Source organism: Collinsella sp. LCP21S3_C7 (assembly GCF_052118485.1).
Taxonomy (GTDB): domain Bacteria; phylum Actinomycetota; class Coriobacteriia; order Coriobacteriales; family Coriobacteriaceae; genus Collinsella.
Genome location: NZ_JBQKHC010000005.1, coordinates 57,340 through 76,079 on the forward strand (window position 1 = coordinate 57,340; position 18,740 = coordinate 76,079).

Genomic DNA, 18,740 nt, shown 5'->3' on the forward strand with positions numbered 1-18,740 from the left:
GCCCTCGTTACGTTTTCGCTGCATTTGGGTAAAGCGCCTGCTTCAAGCCGGCGTTGCCTTGTATACTAGAGCGGTTTAGCTGTTATGCGGAAGGGAGCGCCTATGGCACTCAGCGAGAAAGACGTGCGCGGTATCGCCGAGTACGCAAAGATCGCACTGACCGATGACGAACTCGCCCAGATGACGTCCTACATGAACGATGCCGTCCAGATGCTCGAGCCCGTCTTGCAATATGACTTGCCCGACGTGGAGCCCACGTTCCATCCCATCGGAAGCCTGTCCAACGTGATGGGCGATGACCTGCGCGAGCCCGAGCGCGACCTGCCGCTCGACGTCGCGCTCGAAAACGCCGGCAGCGCGCGCGACCGCTACTTCCGCGTGCCGTCCATTTTGGGAGAGGGGGAGAGCGAGTAATGGCGCAGAGCTTCGATTCCCTTACCGCTGTCCAGATTGCCGCGGGCGTTGCCGCTGGCGACTTTACCGCTACCGAGGTGGCCCAGGCCTCCCTTGCCGCCATCGAGGCGCGCGAGGGCGGGGTCCAGGCATTCCTGCAGGTGGCGCCCGAGCTTGCGCTCGAGGCCGCCGCGCGCGTGGATGCCGATCGTGCCGCAGGCAAGCCGCTGCCCCCGCTTGCGGGCGTGCCGCTGGCCATCAAGGACAACATGAACCTTGTGGGCACGCGCACCACCTGCGCTTCCCGCATGCTCGAGAACTACCAGAGCGTCTACACCGCCACCTGCGTCCAGCGCATGCTCGATGCCGGCTGCCTGCCCATGGGCAAGGCCAACATGGACGAGTTTGCCTTTGGCAGCTCCACCGAGAGCTCGGCGTTCCACCGCACCAACAACCCCTGGGATACCGAGCGCGTGCCCGGCGGCTCCTCGGGCGGCTCCGCTGCCGCCGTCGCTGCGGGCGAGGTCGCGCTCTCGCTGGGCTCGGACACCGGCGGCTCCATTCGCCAGCCGGCGTCGCTGTGCGGCGTGGTGGGCTTTAAGCCCACATATGGCGCCGTGAGCCGTTACGGCGTGGTCGCCTTTGGCTCGTCGCTCGACCAGGTGGGCCCCTTCGGCCGCACGGTCGAGGATGTCGCGCTGGCCATGAACGCGCTTACCGGCGCGGGCCACGATCCGTACGACTGCACCAGCCAGGATTGCGCCGTCGATTTTACCGAGCATCTCAACGACAGCATCGAGGGTAAGCGCGTGGGTATCATCCCCGCGTTTATGGAGGCCGAGGGCCTGACGCCCGAGGTCAAGGCCGCTGTTCAGCGCGCCGCCCAGGAGCTGCAGAACCAGGGCGCCGAGCTGGTCGAGGTCGACCTGCCGCACCTGGATGCCGCCATCGCCGCCTACTACGTCATCGGCCCGGCCGAGGCGTTCTCCAACCTGGCCCGCTTCGACGGTATTCGCTACGGCTATCAGGAGGAGGGCTGCGCCAACCTGTCCGACCAGAGCTCGCTGTCGCGCGCCCACGGCTTTGGCGCCGAGGCCAAGCGCCGTCAGATGCTCGGCGCCTACCTGCTGAGCTCGGGCGTGTACGACAAGTACTACTACGCTGCGCAAAAGGCCCGCACGCTCATCACGCAGGACTACGACACCGCGTATGCCAAGGTGGACACCATCCTCATGCCCGCCTCGCCGCGCACGGCCTTTAAGTTTGGCGAGATCAGCGACCCCACGCAGATGTACCTCTCCGACCTGTACACCATCTCGCTCAACATTTGCGGCAACGGTGGTATCTCGGTGCCGCTGGGCTTGGGCGAGGATACTCAGCTGCCCGTTTCTGCCCAGCTGGTGGGTCCGGCGTTTAAGGACCGTCAGCTGCTCACGTTTGCCCGCGCCCTGGAGCGCGGCTTTGCCGATGCCGCCACGGGTGCGCCCGCGCTTTCCGTCGCACCCGATTTTGCCGGGAAGGGAGGCGAGCTGTAATGAAGGAGCTTTCCGAGGTCCTGCAGGATTGGGAGGCCGTGATCGGCCTGGAGATTCATACCGAGCTCACCGCACTCGATACCAAGATGTTCTGCAACTGCAAGCTCAGCCACGATGACGAGCCCAACGCCAACGTGTGTCCGGTGTGCTTGGGCCTGCCCGGCGCCCTGCCGGTGCCCAACAAGCGCGCCATCGAGAGCATCGTTAAGGCCGGCCTCGCCACCAACTGCGAGATCCAGCGCCACTCGATGTTCTACCGCAAGCACTACTTCTATCCCGATATGGCCAAGAACTTCCAGACCACGCAGGGTCCGGTCGCCTTTGCCATGTACGGTCACCTGGACCTGGACGTGACTGGTCGCGGCGCTGCAGAGCGCCCCGATTGCGCGTTTGGCGAGGCCGAGGCCCAGAGCCTGGCGAGCGCCTCGGCCAACGCCGAGGGCCTGTCCACGTCCATGACGTCGACCATGCGTGAGGGCAATCAGCGTGCCGGCCATCTGGCCAGCTATGACGCGTCCAACCTGCAGATGCCCGAGCGTCGCGAGGACGGTTCCTACACGGTGCCCATCCGCATTCTGCGCATCCACATGGAGGAGGACGCTGCCAAGATGGTGCACGTGGGCGGTGCCGAGGGCCGCATTACCGCCGCTGCCGAGTCGCTCGTCGACTACAACCGCTGCGGCACGCCTTTGATTGAGCTCGTCACCGAGCCCGACTTGCGTACGCCTGAAGAGGCTCGCCTGTTTATGGAAAAGCTCCGTCGCATCTTTGTGACGCTGGGCATTTCGGACTGCTCCATGGAGAAGGGCTCCATGCGCTGCGACGGCAATGTGTCGCTGCGCCGCCGCGGCGAGACCAAGCTGGGTACCAAAACCGAGCTTAAGAACCTCAACTCGTTTAAGAGCCTGCACGACGGCCTTGCCTACGAGATTTGCCGCCAGGCCGAGGTGCTCGAGGAGGGCGGCATTATCTATCAGGAGACCCGCCACTGGGAGCCCAGCCGCAAGCGCACCGTGGTCATGCGTGTGAAGGAGACGGCCGACGACTATCGTCTGTTCCCCGACCCCGACTTGGCGCCGTTCGATCTGGACGACGAGTTCATCGATCGCTGCCGAGGTGAGATTCCCGAGCTGCCCGATGCCAAGCGCGCCCGTTTTGAGGCCGATTTTGGCATTAAGGCGGCCGATGCCGAGCAAATCGCCGGCGACCCGGAGTTTGCCGAGTTCTTTGAGGCCGCCGCTGCCGGTATGGCTGGCAAGGAGGCCCAGACGGTTGCAAACTTGCTGGTGAACGAGATAATCGCCTACCTTAAGGGCGCGGGCGTGTCGCTCGCCGAGTCCGGCATCGCGCCGGCTCAGGTGGCAGCGCTTGCCAAGCTGCTGGCGACCGATGCCATCAGCTCCAACCAGGCTCACGAGGTCTTTGAGGCCATGGCCCAGACCGGCGACGACCCCAACAAGATCGTCGACGAGCGCGGTATGCGTCAGGTGAGTGATGCCGGCGCGCTGCAGCCGATTGTGGACGAGGTGCTGGCAAACTGTGCCGAGCAGGCACAGCAGTATCGTGACGGCAACCAGAAGGTCATCGGCTTTTTGGTGGGCCAGTGCATGAAGGCGAGTCGCGGCAAGGGTAACCCAAAGCTCTTCAACGAGTTGCTGAGAACCTCGCTCTCGTAAGCGGGAACCGAGGGGCCGGGCGCAGGGCCTTGCCTCTCAATTTCGGACAGTCCTGACTCACGACGGAGGCGCCACTGGCGCCTCCTGTTCGTGCGGAACTCATTGAGAGGCAAGGCCCTGCGCCCGGCCCCTCGGTTCCGTGGCGACTCGGCCGTTCTGGTCAGTCGGGCTGAATGGAAATAGAGTGAATGGGCGCGCCGTTGGCGCGCCCATTGTTTTTGAAGGGAACTCATTTTGAGCAAGCGCCCGCCCTGCCGGGGCTCCCGGGTTCCGTGGCGACTCAGCCGTTCTGGTCAGTCGGGCTGAATGGAATTTGGTGAATGAGGGTGCCGTTGGCACCCTCATTTTTTTTGTGGATGTGGCGCAGGGACGGTCCCTTGGTCACATTTTTGGGCTGTGGAAAGCGAAGCTTAATACTTTTCCCGAGAAGTGAACGACCTTATTTGGACCTCTGAAGCATCGACACTATTTGGACGCTGTTTCCTGCGGTTTTGCCGAGTTTTCCCTGCGGTTTTGTTACTAAAAAATGCGGATGCTTCAGGGGTCCGATTTTGCTCGTTCACTTCTCGGGAAAAGTATTAGACCTCGATTTGCTGGGACAGGGGAGAGTCTTTCTTGGATGCCGGAGATGTACGTTGCGGCAGACCGATTGTCGAAAGTCGGCCGGTCTGCACCCTAAGATTTCCAGAAAGTTAACCATTTTTGACCTTAATAGTTAGTACTACTTAACTACTATCCAAAAGTGTGCTCATGCAAACTTATTCACTTGGGTGCTGAGGCACCGTGCCGTGTCCAATGCGGCAAAAGGGAGAAGCAACATGAAGAGGCCGACGTTTAACACCCTGCTTGTCGGTGGCGGTTTTCTGCTTGGTACGGCTGGCATCAAGCTGCTCGCCAGCGCTCCGGTAAAGAATGCCTGCGTGCAGGGCATCGCGTGCGGCATACTGCCGTCGAGTACATCGTGGCGCACGGCATCGCTTCGTCCATCGAAGGGTGTCGCGCCATCATCGGTTCCGAGCACTTTGACCGATACGGATCTTGCTGCGATCGTGCGCCTGCGCCGTATGAGCCAGGGCCTCGTTGATCGTCTGACGAGCTCCTACTCTAAGGTGATGCTCACCAACTCGGCGCTCTTGGCACTGGGCAGTACCGGCGCGATTGCCTCGCAGGCATCGTCGCTGCTGCACAACGGCTCGACGATCGCCTACAGCCTGAGCAACGCGAAGGCTTACCTGCGTTAGCAGACGTGTTTGCCCACGTTATCTGGCCTGCGCCCAGACGGCATCGGTGTCGTCCGGGCGCAGGCCTTTTGCATTTGACCCCAATTGATAGCGTCTCTATATAGTGTTGCTATCGAGGCTAGCAATTGAAGGGAGTGAGATCGACGTGGGTGCTGCTAGCGGCATGGCGCAGGTGAACGTTCGCGTGGATCGCCAGGTCAAGAACCGTGCCGAGGAGGCGCTGCGGATTTCGGGCGGGACACTGCCCGAGCTCATCAAAAAGGTGGTGGCCAAGGTTGCGCAGGGTGGCGGTTCGTGCGAAGAGGTGTTGTCGGCCGTTGAAGACCAACTGCCTAGTGCTGGTGCCACCTCGCCGTTTGTCGCATCATGGGCGGAGGTGGATCGGCTTTACGCGGACCTGGGCATCGATACATCATCTGCGTCTGATGACCGCAGCTGGGACACAATCTATTCCGAAGCCATGGATGAGCATTATCGCCAAAAGGGGATGATCCTGTGAGTGGAGGCCCCCTTAAGATTATGGTGGACGCCAACGTATGGGTCGATTCGTTTTGCGCCGAGCATACCGAGTCGCTTGCCGCGCGCGCTTATTGGGCAGGCGACGGAGGCGGGGGCGTTGCTGTTCTTTCTGGTGCATATCGCCAAGGACGTGCTGTACGTTGTCCAACACGAGCTGAAGCGTAGCGTTCTTGCCGGCGGGGGAGCGCTCGACGAGGCATCTGTCCGTGCAATTGGCGATGCGGCGTTGGCGTTTGTTCGGAACGTGACCGAAAACGCCACGGCCGTGGGTGCAGATGCATCGGACCTTTGGCTGGCCGACAAATACTTAGCGCTCCATCGCGATTACGAGGACAACTTGGTGCTCGCCGCGTGCAAGCGCGCGCAGATCGATTACTTGGTGACCAACAATCGCAAGCTGCTCGAACATGCCGATCTTGCAGCAAAGACCCCGCGCCAAATGATGCCGATTCTAGCTTTGGCCGAACGTGGTGGCGCGGCTATCGGTTAACGCGAACTGTTTGCGTGGCCTTCGGAACGTCGGCGCTCAGAAGGCCACGCATCCTTTAATTACAAAAGCGCTGCCTTGATGACGGGAGCTTCGACGAGCTTCTCGGCGGCCTTTTCGTCGGAATCGTTTAGTGCTGCTAGACTGCGGTAGACCCACTCGTTGACCTGGGTGTTCTTGACGCCTGCGGTCTGCATAAGGGCGCCTACCTCGCGGATTGCTGCGAGCAGATCGGCTTTGGGACCCGCGAGCTCGACCTCGATGCCGTGGTAGGCGGCCACGCCGCGGTTCTCGCTCACGTGGTCGATAAAGCCCGCGACGGTCTCAAACTGCTGGGCGAGAGCTGCATCATCGTCAGCGTCCAGCGCAACAAGGGCGTTCGATACCGTGAGGGCGGGATGTCCACAGGGGACAAAGCCTTCGATGACATCCATAGCTTCGGTAATGGTTGAGCCCAGGCCTGCGAGGGCATTGACGAGTTGCTGCTTGGTATCCATAACGGTCCTTTCGACGGGTCAATTTTGCTTGGCGAAAATATACGTGACGCGTTCAGTGGCAAAAATGCGAAGTATGGTGCACATTAGGGTCTTCACAGCTCGTGCATAGAGCAGCTGTCTGCCTTTAGAACGTGGTAAGATAACTATCCACGAGCGGGGTTTACCCCGCGTGTTCCTTGAAAAGTCGACGGTTATCGGGTGTTTGCAGGCCCGATACCATCCAGACTTTCCCAACATTCGGGGGCGACTGGTTTCGACACGATAGCTCTGAGAGAGGAAGCAAGCCGAGGTCTCCTCGCCTCGTTAAACAGGGGTACCGTCAAATTGAATTGACAACAACTCTTCTTTTGAGCCTATGGCTCTCGCTGCTTAGTTTATAGCGGCGCGTCAACCCGGTGATTTCCCCGACACCGGCGCGACGTCATGTTAGGGGAATGCTCCCGCGCACGTAATCGGTATGGCGCGGGCTAAGACCGAACCGGTTGGGATGCCGCGAGCGTGTCGCTGCGCGCAAAGCGTCCGAGACTAAACCGGCGACTGAGCTTGGAGATGCCAATCAGGGGGCTTTCGTGGACCGGAGTTCGATTCTCCGCGCCTCCACCAATAGTTACAGGCAGGTAGAGAAGTGTTTCTACCTGCTTTTTTTATTACATATAGACACCGCGGAGAATCGAACTCTATGCAGGGCGCGGGCGTAAAGAAAACGCGTAAGCGTTTTTAGCCCGCGGGCGAGGACGCCGGCAGGCGGCCGAAGCCGGTGCGGATTTGCGAAGCAAATACGCGGATTCTCCGCGCAAAGCCTCTACAAGGTGGAGTAGTCAATTTGGGACGGGGCTATTTTAGCTACCCCTATAAGCCAGTCGATATTAGTTCCGGTCCCCAATAATTCGTCGACAGTCAAAGGGCAGCTAAAATAGCCCCGTCCCAAATTGACTACTCACGTTGGCGCCTCAAGCGGAAACTGCAACCCGGAATCGAGCTGTGGAGTGGGACATGCTTTCCCAATGGCAGCTCAAGCGGAAAGTCCATCCCGGAATCGCCCCCAAGAACGGGACGTGCTTTCCGCCAGCCGCCCCGTCCTACTCAACTCCAAAACCCATGCGCTCGCCATCTCAAAACTGGGTAGAAGAAGGCCAAAACGAAACAGTAGGAGGTCAACATGACGGCAGAAGATAAGGCAAAGAACGCCGGCAAGGTCGCGCTCGTCTTGGAGGGCGGCAGCTTCCGCGGGCAATTTACCGCGGGCGTGCTCGACGTCCTCATGGAAGCCGGCGTCGAGATTCCGGCTGTCTACGGTGTATCGGCCGGCGCCCTCAACGGCGTGAACTACAAGTCGCACCAGATCGGCCGTGCCAACCGCATCAACCTGGCTTTCTGCAACGACAACCGCTTCATGGGTGCCGCATCGTTTGCGTCCACGGGCTCCATCGTGGGTTACGACTTCATCTTCAACGATGTCCAGGACCGCTTGGATCCCTTTGATAACGAGGCATTCGACGCGAGCCCCATCGAGATGTACGCCGTCGCGACGGACATGCTCTTTGGAACCGCTGCATACCTGCCGGTCAAAAGCGCCGTGCTCGACCTCGATGCCGTGCGCGCCTCGACGTCGCTGCCGCTGGTGACGCCGCCGGTCGAGATCGACGGGCACAAATACGTCGACGGCGGCGTAGCCGATTCGGTCCCCATCGAGCACGTGCTGGAGGAGGCCGGCTTCGATCGCGCGGTTGTCATTGTCACGCAGGACCGCTCGTACGAGAAAAAGCCCTACGAGTTTATGCCTGCCGCACGCGCCCGCTATGCCGACTACCCCTACCTGCTCGAGGCTATCGAGACGCGCCACGACCGCTATAACATCCAGCGCATGCATCTGTGGAAGTATGAGCGCGAGGGCCGCGCGCTGGTCGTTGCCCCGCAAAAGCCTGTCGAGGTCGGTCACGTCGAGCACGATCCGGCAAAGCTTCTCGACCTGTATATTCAGGGTCGTCAGGAGGCAAAGCATCTGCTGAGTGATATCGAGGCATTTGTCGAGCGCTAGCGTCGCGACATCATTACCGATGGACGACATGTGCAGAAAGTCTGGTCAGAGCCAAAATACCTGTTGACTCGGGCGACGAGCGGGGTAATATGGACGGGTTACTTGCAGAGCCCCGTGAATCTCTGTAACAACACGTACTGTACATGGAGGAGTCTAAGTGATTTCGAAATCGACTCACTACGCCAAGCAGGGCGAGGTCCAGCGCAACTGGGTTCTCGTCGACGCCGATGGTGCTGTCCTGGGCCGTCTTGCCACCCAGATCGCAATGATCCTGCGCGGTAAGAACAAGCCCCAGTTCACGCCCAACAGCGACTGCGGCGACTTCGTTGTCGTCATCAACGCCGATAAGGTCCAGCTTACCGGTAACAAGGCCGACACGAAGACCTATTATCGCCACAGCGGCTACAACGGCGGCCTCAAGGCTGAGAGCTTCCACCAGGCTATGGAGAAGCACCCGGAGAAGGTCATCGAGCGCGCCGTTCGCGGCATGCTGCCCAAGACCACCCTCGGCCGTGCCCAGATGACCAAGCTTAAGGTCTACGCTGGTGCCGAGCATCCGCATGCTGCCCAGAACCCCACGAAGATTGAGCTGGAGGCTTAAAGATGGCTGAGAACACCGTTGTCTACCAGGGTACCGGCCGTCGTAAGAACGCCGTCGCCCGCGTCCGTCTCGTCCCCGGCACCGGCAAGGTGACTATCAACAAGCGTGACGCCGAGCAGTATTTCGGCCGTCATCAGCTCGTTGAGAACGCCCTTGCTCCCTTCAAGGTGACCGATACCGCCGGTCAGTTCGACGTTATCGCTCTGTGCGATGGCGGCGGCATCTCCGGTCAGTCCGGCGCTCTGCGCCTGGGCATCGCTCGCGCTCTTCTGAACGCTGGCGACTACCGTGCTGACCTCAAGAAGGCCGGTTTCCTTACGCGCGATGCTCGCGTGGTCGAGCGCAAGAAGTACGGCCTCAAGAAGGCCCGCCGCGCTCCCCAGTTCTCCAAGCGTTAAGGTTTTTCTCCTTACGAGATACAATGTACAAGCGGGGCCTGCCGATTGCTCGGCGGGTCCCGCTTTTCTTTTTCGACTAGGGTGGGCGAGTGCGTTTTGCCCACTTGGGAAGGAGCGATCCTATGCCCCAGAACATCTTTGGCACCGACGGCGTCCGTGGCGTCGCCAACGCCGACCTCTCGTGCGACCTCGCGTTTCGCCTTGGCCGTGCGGCGACCAAGTTCCTTGGTCCGGACATTTGCGTTGGCCGCGACACGCGTCTTTCGGGCACCATGCTCGAGAGCGCTCTGACCGCTGGCATTATGGCCGAGGGCGGTCGCCCGCACTGCTGCGGCGTTATCCCTACGCCGGCCGTGGCGCTGCTCACCGTCCAAAACGACCTCGACGGCGGCATCGTCATCTCCGCTTCACACAATCCGCCGGAGTTTAACGGCATCAAGTTCTTTAGCCGCAAGGGCATGAAGCTTCCCGATGCCGTTGAGGAAGAGATCAGCGCCTGGGTCATGTCCGAGGAGGCCATGGCTGCCGACACGCTGCCGACCGGCGCCGGTGTGGGCCACATCATCAAGATGAAGGACGCTCGCAAGGCATACGTCGACCACGCTATCAGCACTCTCGACGGCCTTAGGCTCGACGGCCTGGTCGTTGCCGTTGACTGCGGTCACGGTGCTTCCTGCCAGACCACGCCTGCCGCGCTTCAGCGTCTGGGCGCCACGGTCCACGCCATCAATACCGACTACTGTGGCACCGACATCAATGTCGAGTGCGGCTCCACTCATCTTGAGCCCCTGCGTGAGCTCGTACTGCGTACCCACGCCGACATCGGCCTGGCCCACGATGGCGACGCCGATCGCGTGCTGTTCGTGGACAGCGAGGGCAACGAGATCGATGGTGATTACATCCTGGCCATCTGCGGCTCTGACCTCGCCGCTCGCGGCAAGCTCGCCAACTCCGAGATTGTCTCGACCGTTATGTGCAACTTGGGCTTCTCCATCGCCATGAAGGAGCAGGGCTTTGAGATGGTGCAGACCGCCGTGGGCGACCGCTACGTGCTGGAGCGCATGCTCGAGGACGGCGCCGTTATCGGCGGAGAGCAGTCCGGCCACATCATCTTCCTGGAGCACAACACCACCGGCGATGGCCTGGTGACGGCGCTGCAGCTGCTGGCCGTGCTCAAGCGCACTGGCCGCACCCTCACCGACCTCGCAGGCATCATGAAGAAGTACCCGCAGGTGCTCGTCAACGTGCATTCCGACAACAAGGCCGGTCTGGACGATTGCCAGCCCATTTGGGACGCTGTCGCTGCCGCCGAGAAGGAGCTTAACGGTCGCGGCCGCATTCTGGTGCGCCCGAGCGGTACCGAGCCGCTGGTTCGCGTGATGGCCGAGGCCGAGACGCACGAGCTGACTCAGCGCGTCGTTGACGACATCGTCGAGGTTGTCAAGCGCGAACTTCCCTAATGGTCAAAAACCAATGCCAAGTGGTAAACTAGTAAGCTGGTTTTGATTATTGGTATGTCCAAGGGGGAGCATGTTCACTAAAGTCCTAAGGTCTTTTGGTATGCGTGGTCGAGTCCTTACGCTGGATGCTCCCATCTCGGGCGATGTCATTCCGCTTTCCGAGGTTAACGACCAGACGTTTGCCACGGGCCTTTTGGGCCAAGGCGTTGCCATTCGGCCTACGGGCACGCGCGTGATTGCACCTGCGGATGCCAAGATCGAGGCGATTTTTCCAACGGGACACGCCGTTGCGCTCAACACGGTCGATGGCTTGGATGTTTTAATCCACGTTGGACTCGATACCGTTCAGCTTGAGGGCAAACACTTTACCGTGCATGCACAGGTGGGCGATATCGTCCATAAGGGCGATGTGCTTATCGAGTTTGAACGCGAGGCAATCGAGGCCGAGGGCTACGATGTGACGGTTCCCATTTTGGTGTGCAACTCTGTTGAGTTCTCGAGCATCAAGGGCTCCGTCGGCGAGCATGTCGAGGAGATGGATCAGCTCATCGTCGCTCGCGAGCGCTAACTCGTTCGCTTGCCCTTTGGCCTACAATTCAAACACGTTTACGGAGGGCGCCCTTGAAAGAGGGCGCCCTTCGTGGCAAAATGAAAAATGTCCGAGGCTAAAAGGCTTCGGGTCACCGTGGACGGGCAGGGGCCTCGACGCGGCTAGACACGAGATACATACATTACGCGACCTCGCCCTGGTGGCCGCACACGTTGGTTGCGGCCGACGCAGGCCGCGGGCAAGTGCTTGTAAGGGGAGCCTTGCCTCTCTTCTACGAGAAAGGATGCGTAATGAAGATCATTAAAGCTAAAGACTACGAGGATATGAGCCGCAAGGCCGCCAATATCATCTCGGCGCAGGTTATCCTTAAGCCCGATTGCGTGCTCGGTCTTGCCACCGGCTCCACTCCGATTGGCGCCTACAAGCAGCTCGCCGATTGGTACAAGAAGGGCGATATTGACTTCTCCGAGGTCAGCACCTATAACCTGGACGAGTATCGCGGCCTTTCGCACGATGATCCCCAGAGCTATCACTACTTCATGCGCGAGAACTTCTTCGATCACATCAACGTCGATCTGAATAACACGCACGTGCCCGATGGCTCCAACCCCGATGCCGCCGCTGCCTGCTCCGAGTACGATAAGCTCGTCGCTGCCGCCGGTTACCCGGATCTGCAGCTGCTCGGCATTGGTAATAACGGTCATATTGGCTTCAACGAGCCCGATGACCACTTCTCCAAGGGTACGCACTGCGTCGACCTCACCGAGAGCACCATTCAGGCCAACAGCCGCCTGTTCGATAGCATCGACGACGTTCCCCGCCAGGCTTACACCATGGGTACCCAGACCATCATGTATGCCCGCATGATCCTGGTCGTCGCCAACGGCGAGGCCAAGGCTCAGGCTGTGCACGATATGTGCTATGGCCCGGTTACGCCCGAGTGCCCGGCTTCGATCCTGCAGCTGCACACCAACTGCGTCGTCGTTGCTGACGAGGCTGCCCTTTCGCTCTGCGAGTAGTACAATCCGAGCGATTTGTTATTGCTTTGTTACAGGCTCCCGTTCTGCGGGGGCCTTTTTTATTATGCATATGCGGGACGGCGGCTAGCTTATAGACTCATGGGCCCTTATGCTGCGTCCGTCCGCAATATCTGCCAGCGGAATCAGAATGAGCGCGGGCTTTATGGTGTGCATAACATTAGCTTGCCAAAAGCTTGACGGTGGTGCCTCGTATAGTGTGATGCATTCTCTAGCATATTCTATTCAAATATGCTACTAATGAGTCGCAAACGGTAGCAGCGCGTAGGCGAGTTGCGCAACAAAATATTACAAGCCCCATTGCGTTACACTGCCAAATGAGTGGGACATGCTGGCAAGCGCATTGACCTGCGCAAAGACCGGTTGGTTGGGGGAAAAGTTTCAATCGGCGCTCGCTGAACAAAAACTTGCCAAATGCGAACCGAAAGACAACCTAAAACTCTGCGTCGTTCGATTTACGGGATGGCTTGGGCTGTCTTGCGATTACGGTGTCCATGTGGCCGAGGTAAGGAGCGAGCATGATGAACGGGCTGAACGATACGGACGATCTCGAATTGGCGCCATTGGGCACAGGTTATATGGTCCGACGTGATCGCCTGATGAGCGAGTTGATTGTCAAGGGCCGCAAGGCGGGCATTGTGTTGCTCTATGCACCAGATGGGTTTGGGAAAACATCGATATTGCTTCAGTACACTCAGGAAGTCAAAAGCGACCCGACGCGCGGTCTGGTACGAATCATCGAGGCTGACCGCGCGATTGCCCGCGAGGTGTTTATGCAGCTCGAAGTGGTCACAGATGAACTTGAGGACAAACCGCGATCGTTGATTGCGATTGATAACGTCCCCAACCTCGATCAGCAAGATACCGAGGAGCTTATCGATCGAATTCGAGGCCTGCGCACTATGGGGATCGGGGTCTTTGTCACCTGCCGCCCCTCAAATCGCCAGTTGATTCGCGGGCTGGGTGACTCGGTCAAGATCAATGCGCAGATGCTCAAGGTGCATGCCTATGAGTATTCGGCTTGGGCATCGGCGTTCTCGATTAGCACGTCGCTCGATTTTTACCAGCTCACACAGGGTGTTCCCGAGTTGGTTTCGGCTATGCAGACGGGGCTGTACGGAGAGGGCGACGTTGCCAGCTTGCTCGAAAACGAGATTGTCAACGTATACGGTGCGGCACTTGCCGATATGGCATCAATCGATAACGGCGCCCTATTTAACGTGGCGTGCGTGATGGCCCTGATGGGCGAGGGCAAGATTGCGGAACTTGAGGCATGCGGTGTCAGGCTCTCCATGATCGATCAGTCCTATCTTGTTCGTGATTATCCGATTTTTGGTGTCGATCCGGTCGACCGAAGCTTTACGTGTATGGGCACCGAGGATAACGCGCGCCTGAGATTACGAAAAATGGTTGCGGAAATTCGTCCAGAGCTCGTTATGCGCGCGGCACGCATTCTGCTCAAGGCGGGCCGATGCGATGCTGCGATGGATTTGGCAGATGCCTTTTTGGATCGCGACGCCGTCCTTGAGCTTGCTGGACAGTATGGTGTCGATTTGGCTCTGACTGGGCATGGAGGGGATGTCTGTCGCGCGGTACTGAGGACGACGGATGCCGACAAGCCCGCGTTGGAGCCGACGCCCACCGAGGCACTTGGTGTCTATTTGGCGGCGGTAAGCGTTTCGAATACTAAACTGGCCCGGTATATGGCCTCGATTGTCGAACATGCGAGCGCACAGTCGGTCCGCGAGATTGATTTGGTTTCTTGGAAAGTCGCCCAGGTGCTTACGGTCGTCTGTTATGGAGATTGCGAGCTTGGGCTTCCAGCCAATCCTGCTCTTCCAAAAAATGAGGCATCTTGTGCTGCGCTCGATATGCTGTCGGCGCATATCGAGGTCAAGAGCCGGCTGACCGAACAGGCGAAAGACGGCGCAGCACTTTCGGGACTCAAGGCGAACAAGGTATATGATTGCGAACTCGATATTGCAGAGATTCTCATACGGGCAGATCGGATGTTGGCGGAGCTCTTTGATGGGTCCTTTATGGGAATCGATGAGCGTGACGACGAGATGTCTCGAACACGGGAGGCACTCGATGCTCGTGGGCTTAAGGCACCGGCTGTCTGGGTGCGTATGGTGCTGGCGGCACGGCGTCTGCTTGCAGGCCTGCCAATGACTGACGATACGGCGTTTAATGAGCTCGATCGCTTTGCCGTGCGCGTGCGTGACAATCAAATCCAGCTGTTTGGCCTGCTACTCGAAGGCTGGCAGGCGCTCGCCGAGGGGCGCCCGGTCAACGCGAAGTTCCGCGCGGTCCAGGTGCTCAAGCTTGCTGACGAGTCGATCGCATACATGCGCGACAACGCGTTGCTGTTGGAGCGTGCATCAAGCCTTCGCAATACGTCGATGGTGTCGGTACGAGAAGAGGCAGAGCTGCTCGACCTAAGTCGGACACAAGTCGGCGGCGCGGAGGCTTGGGTCGTAGCGCTGCATTTGGCGTCTGCGGGCCGTGACAGCGATCTTGCCGCCTGGATGTCTATGAATCGTTCTGGGATTCTGGAGCCAGCGTATCGGCTGTTTGCACGCCTTGCGATGCATTGCCTGGGCGAGCCTGCTGCCAAGATTCGAAAGAAGCTCCCGGTGCGTGAGCTATCGCGATATTCGCTGCGCGACGATTTGGAGGGAGAGAGCGAGCGGCTGTTCCAGGTCGGCGAGGTCGAACCCGTCGACGCTATCGATCATATCGAGATTCGCATGTTTGGCGCGTTTCGTGCCGAGCGCGACGGATTTCCCATCACAGACAAGATGTGGCGTCGTAAGAAAGCGGCAACGCTTGCCGAGCGGCTTGCGTTGGGTATCGATTCGTTTGTCGATCGCGAGACCTTGGCTATGGAACTGTGGCCACATGCCGAGTACAGTAGCGCCCGTAACAACTTGTATTCGACTGTGTCACGCTTACGATCCGCTTTGGGACCCACACCAGATGGCAAGTCGTGCGTCCTGATCCAAAACGACTGCCTTGGCCTCAACAGGGATTACGTTAAGACCGATGTGAAGCTATTTGAGCAGATAAGCCGCGAAATATTGGGTAATCGCACAAGAGTGCGTGGGCCTCACCTGGTCGAGCTGTGTCTTAAGATCGAACAGCTCTATACCGGACCGCTGTATATCCCCAACGGTTGCAATCCGACGTACTTTTTGCGCATGCGCCGCATCATGCAGTCGAAGTTTATCGACTGCATGATAGTGGGAGCAAGCGCTGCGTTGGAAGAAAACGACCTGCAGTCGGCAATCTGGCTGGTAGAAGCGGGGCTACGTCAGGAGACCGCACGCGAGGACATGGTGCGATGCGCCATGCGCGTGTACGGAGCGGCGGGGAGACGCCGCGATATCGTCGAGCTCTATAGCGGGCATATCCATCATCTTAAGGAACAGGTCGCAGGCGTTCCCGAGCCCGAGACCAAGCGTCTCTACGAGCGTCTGGTCGAAAGCAGGGTCAACCGACCGTTCATTGAGCGATAAAAAACGGGCGCCCGCATCATTCTGGCGCCCGCAGGCTTGCTCTGTGTGAACCGATCGGCCCTTAGACGAGCTTGATCTTCTCGATATCCTTGCGCGAGGACTCTCGATACAGCGAGAACTTGCGACCGATAACCTGAACGACGTCGGCGTGGCAGCGCTCGGCGAGTTCCTCGGCGGCCTCGCGGGCAGAAAGGTTGGAGCCGTCCAGCACGGAGCACTTAACGAGCTCGTGCTTTTCCAGGTAGGCGGCCGTCTGCTCGACGGTACCCTCGTTGACATCGGACTTACCGATGATGATGGCGGGGTTGAGGTGATGGGCCATGCTGCGAAGCTGCTTGACCTGGGCTCCTGTCAGTGCCATGGGATCTCGCTTTCTATGTATGGGGCGCCCCGCGATGGGGCCTTAATCTACGTGAGCTGTCCCACGATAGCGCAGGAACGGCGCGGTGTGGAGCGCGTTTGCCAGTTCGCAAAGAATGCGGATGCCGGGTGGGTAGACGATGCATGCTTTAGATGGGCTACGGTCGGGGCGCAGAGACCGGCTCCCAGGCGATGAACGCCCATCGGACCTTGCGGATGTGGTCGAGCATGTAACCTCCCTGCGGCACGCCCTTGGATCCCGGCTCGCCGGCATGGGGGTTCTCGATCATATGTTGGGCGATATAGTCGCGCAGACGATCGATCTTATCCTCGTTGCCATGCTCGAGCATACGGGAGAAGTCCGCCACGCCGGCCTCGAGGCTATCGAAGGTGTCACGACGGGGCGATTCAAAATACGTGACCTGCGGTAGTGCACCCATCTGAATAAGGATGTTAAAGGCGTACACAAAACCATTGCTGCGGGTAACCGAGGCGCCGATGGCATTCATCACGTGCAGGTCATAGCGCGGGCTGGAGTTGGCGACCATCGTGACAGCACAACGCCGCCGAGCAGCCTGTAGACGCATCCATTCGCCATTCCAATCCGCAGAAAGAAGCTCAGAACGAGCATCACCATCAGCCACGGGCCATCTCCCTTACAACAAAAAAGCGGCCCCTCCCAAAAGAAGAGCCGCAACAAGCATATATCAGAAAAAGAACCGTTCCAACGCCAAACCGCCGCACCAGCCAAGTGGTGCAGGAGCGAAGCAACTGCAACCGGGATAGAACCCAACTGAGGTCCCGTTGTGCGGGAGCCCCAGTGAGGGCAAATATATAAGGTCGATCGCGAGTTCCGCACGAGCCGGAGAGCACTTAATGTGCTCTCCGTGCGAGTCAGGACTGTCCGAGCAGGCGACCTTATATATTTGCCCTCACCGGGGCTCCCGCCAGAACCCTTCAGCTAGTTCTTGAGCGAGTTCAGCGGCGCCGGGAAGCGTCCGCCGCGGTGGGCAAGCACGGTGCCGGCGTTGGGGTTCACCGGCATGATGGGCGCACGGCCAAACAGGCCGCCATACTCGACGCAGTCGCCCACGCCCTTGCCGATGGCGGGGATCACGCGCACGGCCGTGGTCTTATTGTTGATGACGCCGATGGCCATCTCGTCGGCGATAATGCCGGCGATAGTCTCGACCGGGGTGTCGCCGGGAATGGCGATCATGTCCAGGCCAACGGAGCACACGCAGGTCATGGCCTCGAGCTTCTCGAGCGAAAGCGCGCCGGCCTCGACGGCGGCGATCATGCCGGCGTCCTCGGACACGGGGATAAAGGCGCCCGAGAGGCCGCCCACGCTGGAGCTGGCCATGACGCCGCCTTTCTTGACGGCATCGTTGAGCATGGCGAGCGCGCAGGTCGTGCCGGGGCCACCGCAGGTGCCCACGCCGATGATCTCGAGGATGCGCGCGACGGAGTCGCCGACGGCAGGCGTAGGCGCTAGCGACAGGTCGACAATGCCCTTCTCGACACCTAGGCGACGGGCAGCCTCGCGACTCATGAGCTCGCCGGCACGGGTGATCTTAAAGGCGGTCTGCTTAATCTTTTCAGCGACTTCCATCATCGATGCGGAATCGGGCAGCTTCTCCAGGGCTGCGGCCATAACGCCGGGGCCCGAGACGCCTACGTTGATGACGGCGTCGGCCTCGCCACCGCCGTGAACGGCGCCCGCCATAAACGGGGAGTCCTCGACCATGTTGGCAAAGCAGACAAACTTGGAAGCACCGACGGAATCCTCATCTGCCGTAAGCTTGGCGGCATCGATGATGGTCTGAGCCGCCATGAGCACGGCGTCCATGTTGATGCCGGCGCGCAGGCTGGCGACGTTGACGCTGGAGCAGACGCGGCTGGTGGTAGCGAGCGCCTGGGGGATGGACTGGATGACGCGGCGGTCGGCGTCGCCGATGCCCTTCTGGACGAGTGCGGAGAAGCCGCCCAGGTAATCGATGCCGAGCGTCTCGGCCGCGCGGTCGAGGGCATGTGCGATGGGGGTGAGGTCCTCATCCTTGCAGCACGCGGCGATCTGCGCCACCGGGGTGACGGAAACGCGCTTGTTGACAATGGGGATACCGTACTCGCGTTCGAGGTTCTCGGCGGTCTCGACCAGATGCTCAGCCGTGTGCGTCACGTGGTCGTAGATCTTCGTGCACATGCGGTCGAGGTTCTCGTCGCCGCAACCCATGAGCGAAATACCCATGGTGATGGTCCTGATGTCGAGGTTCTGCTCCTCAACCATGCCGCGGGTTTCCGCGATTTCTGCGGGCGTGATCGCCATCCTTGCACTCCTATCTGCCAAAACGAGCATAGTCTTGTCTATTCTAACGTGCCGCACGTGCCAAGTGGCGCATGCGGCACGTTTTGGTGCTCGGTTGTTTCCGT

17 protein-coding genes and 1 other RNA gene are annotated in these 18,740 nt (G+C 59.8%); 14 read left to right on the forward strand and 4 right to left on the reverse strand.

Annotated elements, in window-relative coordinates:
- Window positions 1-102 precede the first annotated feature (102 nt).
- The 6 genes from gatC to ACTQ1E_RS03575 all read left to right on the forward strand — a co-directional run bounded on the left by gatC (window position 103) and on the right by ACTQ1E_RS03575 (window position 5,854).
- Entirely contained in the window at window positions 103-414 is a 312-nt protein-coding gene (gatC, locus tag ACTQ1E_RS03550) for an Asp-tRNA(Asn)/Glu-tRNA(Gln) amidotransferase subunit GatC (RefSeq protein WP_035136890.1), read from the forward strand.
- Window positions 414-1,928, forward strand: a complete 1,515-nt coding sequence (gene gatA, locus ACTQ1E_RS03555) for an Asp-tRNA(Asn)/Glu-tRNA(Gln) amidotransferase subunit GatA (protein ID WP_441564775.1) — start codon at window positions 414-416, stop codon at window positions 1,926-1,928. Before gatC ends, gatA begins: the two co-directional genes overlap by 1 nt.
- Window positions 1,928-3,604: an Asp-tRNA(Asn)/Glu-tRNA(Gln) amidotransferase subunit GatB gene (gene gatB, locus ACTQ1E_RS03560; protein WP_441564777.1), complete on the forward strand. Its 1,677-nt coding sequence runs from the start codon at window positions 1,928-1,930 to the stop codon at window positions 3,602-3,604. Before gatA ends, gatB begins: the two co-directional genes overlap by 1 nt.
- A gap of 818 nt (window positions 3,605-4,422) precedes the next feature.
- On the forward strand, window positions 4,423-4,845 hold the full coding sequence (locus ACTQ1E_RS03565) for a hypothetical protein (RefSeq protein ID WP_441564779.1): 423 nt from the start codon (window positions 4,423-4,425) through the stop codon (window positions 4,843-4,845).
- 145 nt (window positions 4,846-4,990) lie between these two features.
- Window positions 4,991-5,344, forward strand: a complete 354-nt coding sequence (locus tag ACTQ1E_RS03570) for a hypothetical protein (RefSeq protein WP_441564781.1) — start codon at window positions 4,991-4,993, stop codon at window positions 5,342-5,344.
- A 117-nt stretch (window positions 5,345-5,461) separates the two neighbouring features.
- Window positions 5,462-5,854 carry a hypothetical protein gene (locus ACTQ1E_RS03575; RefSeq protein ID WP_441564783.1) on the forward strand — a complete coding sequence of 131 codons (393 nt, stop codon included), beginning with the start codon at window positions 5,462-5,464 and terminating at the stop codon, window positions 5,852-5,854.
- A 59-nt stretch (window positions 5,855-5,913) separates the two neighbouring features.
- Here the strand turns inward: ACTQ1E_RS03575 and ACTQ1E_RS03580 are convergent, their stop codons facing one another.
- The gene (locus tag ACTQ1E_RS03580; RefSeq protein WP_427719414.1) at window positions 5,914-6,348 is read right to left on the reverse strand and encodes a hypothetical protein; all 435 of its coding nucleotides are present in this window, start codon (window positions 6,346-6,348) and stop codon (window positions 5,914-5,916) included.
- A 239-nt stretch (window positions 6,349-6,587) separates the two neighbouring features.
- Between ACTQ1E_RS03580 and ssrA the strand changes: the two genes are divergently transcribed.
- The 8 genes from ssrA (at window position 6,588) to ACTQ1E_RS03620 (ending at window position 15,950) form a co-directional block, all read left to right on the forward strand.
- Window positions 6,588-6,951, forward strand: a transfer-messenger RNA (tmRNA) gene (gene ssrA / locus ACTQ1E_RS03585).
- A 556-nt stretch (window positions 6,952-7,507) separates the two neighbouring features.
- Window positions 7,508-8,386 carry a patatin-like phospholipase family protein gene (locus ACTQ1E_RS03590; RefSeq protein ID WP_441564785.1) on the forward strand — a complete coding sequence of 293 codons (879 nt, stop codon included), beginning with the start codon at window positions 7,508-7,510 and terminating at the stop codon, window positions 8,384-8,386.
- 157 nt (window positions 8,387-8,543) lie between these two features.
- Window positions 8,544-8,987 (forward strand): 50S ribosomal protein L13, encoded by a 444-nt coding sequence (gene rplM, locus ACTQ1E_RS03595; protein ID WP_370450665.1) that lies wholly within the window; start codon window positions 8,544-8,546, stop codon window positions 8,985-8,987.
- Window positions 8,988-8,989: 2 nt separating this feature from the next.
- Window positions 8,990-9,385 carry a 30S ribosomal protein S9 gene (rpsI, locus tag ACTQ1E_RS03600; protein ID WP_022094634.1) on the forward strand — a complete coding sequence of 132 codons (396 nt, stop codon included), beginning with the start codon at window positions 8,990-8,992 and terminating at the stop codon, window positions 9,383-9,385.
- A gap of 122 nt (window positions 9,386-9,507) precedes the next feature.
- Complete coding sequence (glmM, locus tag ACTQ1E_RS03605) at window positions 9,508-10,845, forward strand: phosphoglucosamine mutase (RefSeq protein ID WP_441564787.1); 1,338 nt, start codon at window positions 9,508-9,510, stop codon at window positions 10,843-10,845.
- 100 nt (window positions 10,846-10,945) lie between these two features.
- Window positions 10,946-11,413: a PTS sugar transporter subunit IIA gene (locus ACTQ1E_RS03610; protein ID WP_427719420.1), complete on the forward strand. Its 468-nt coding sequence runs from the start codon at window positions 10,946-10,948 to the stop codon at window positions 11,411-11,413.
- A gap of 272 nt (window positions 11,414-11,685) precedes the next feature.
- A complete protein-coding gene (nagB, locus tag ACTQ1E_RS03615) occupies window positions 11,686-12,414 on the forward strand; it encodes a glucosamine-6-phosphate deaminase (protein ID WP_441016422.1) in 729 nt (242 codons plus the stop codon).
- Window positions 12,415-13,031: 617 nt separating this feature from the next.
- On the forward strand, window positions 13,032-15,950 hold the full coding sequence (locus ACTQ1E_RS03620; RefSeq protein ID WP_441564789.1) for an AfsR/SARP family transcriptional regulator: 2,919 nt from the start codon (window positions 13,032-13,034) through the stop codon (window positions 15,948-15,950).
- Window positions 15,951-16,011: 61 nt separating this feature from the next.
- Here ACTQ1E_RS03620 and ACTQ1E_RS03625 read toward each other — a convergent pair whose 3' ends face one another.
- The 3 genes from ACTQ1E_RS03625 to ACTQ1E_RS03635 all read right to left on the reverse strand — a co-directional run bounded on the left by ACTQ1E_RS03625 (window position 16,012) and on the right by ACTQ1E_RS03635 (window position 18,636).
- Complete coding sequence (locus tag ACTQ1E_RS03625; RefSeq protein WP_441564791.1) at window positions 16,012-16,311, reverse strand: YhbY family RNA-binding protein; 300 nt, start codon at window positions 16,309-16,311, stop codon at window positions 16,012-16,014.
- Between the two features lie 157 nt (window positions 16,312-16,468).
- Window positions 16,469-16,954, reverse strand: a complete 486-nt coding sequence (locus tag ACTQ1E_RS03630) for a hypothetical protein (protein ID WP_441564793.1) — start codon at window positions 16,952-16,954, stop codon at window positions 16,469-16,471.
- Between the two features lie 317 nt (window positions 16,955-17,271).
- On the reverse strand, window positions 17,272-18,636 hold the full coding sequence (locus ACTQ1E_RS03635; protein WP_441068017.1) for a PFL family protein: 1,365 nt from the start codon (window positions 18,634-18,636) through the stop codon (window positions 17,272-17,274).
- Window positions 18,637-18,740: the final 104 nt, after the last annotated feature.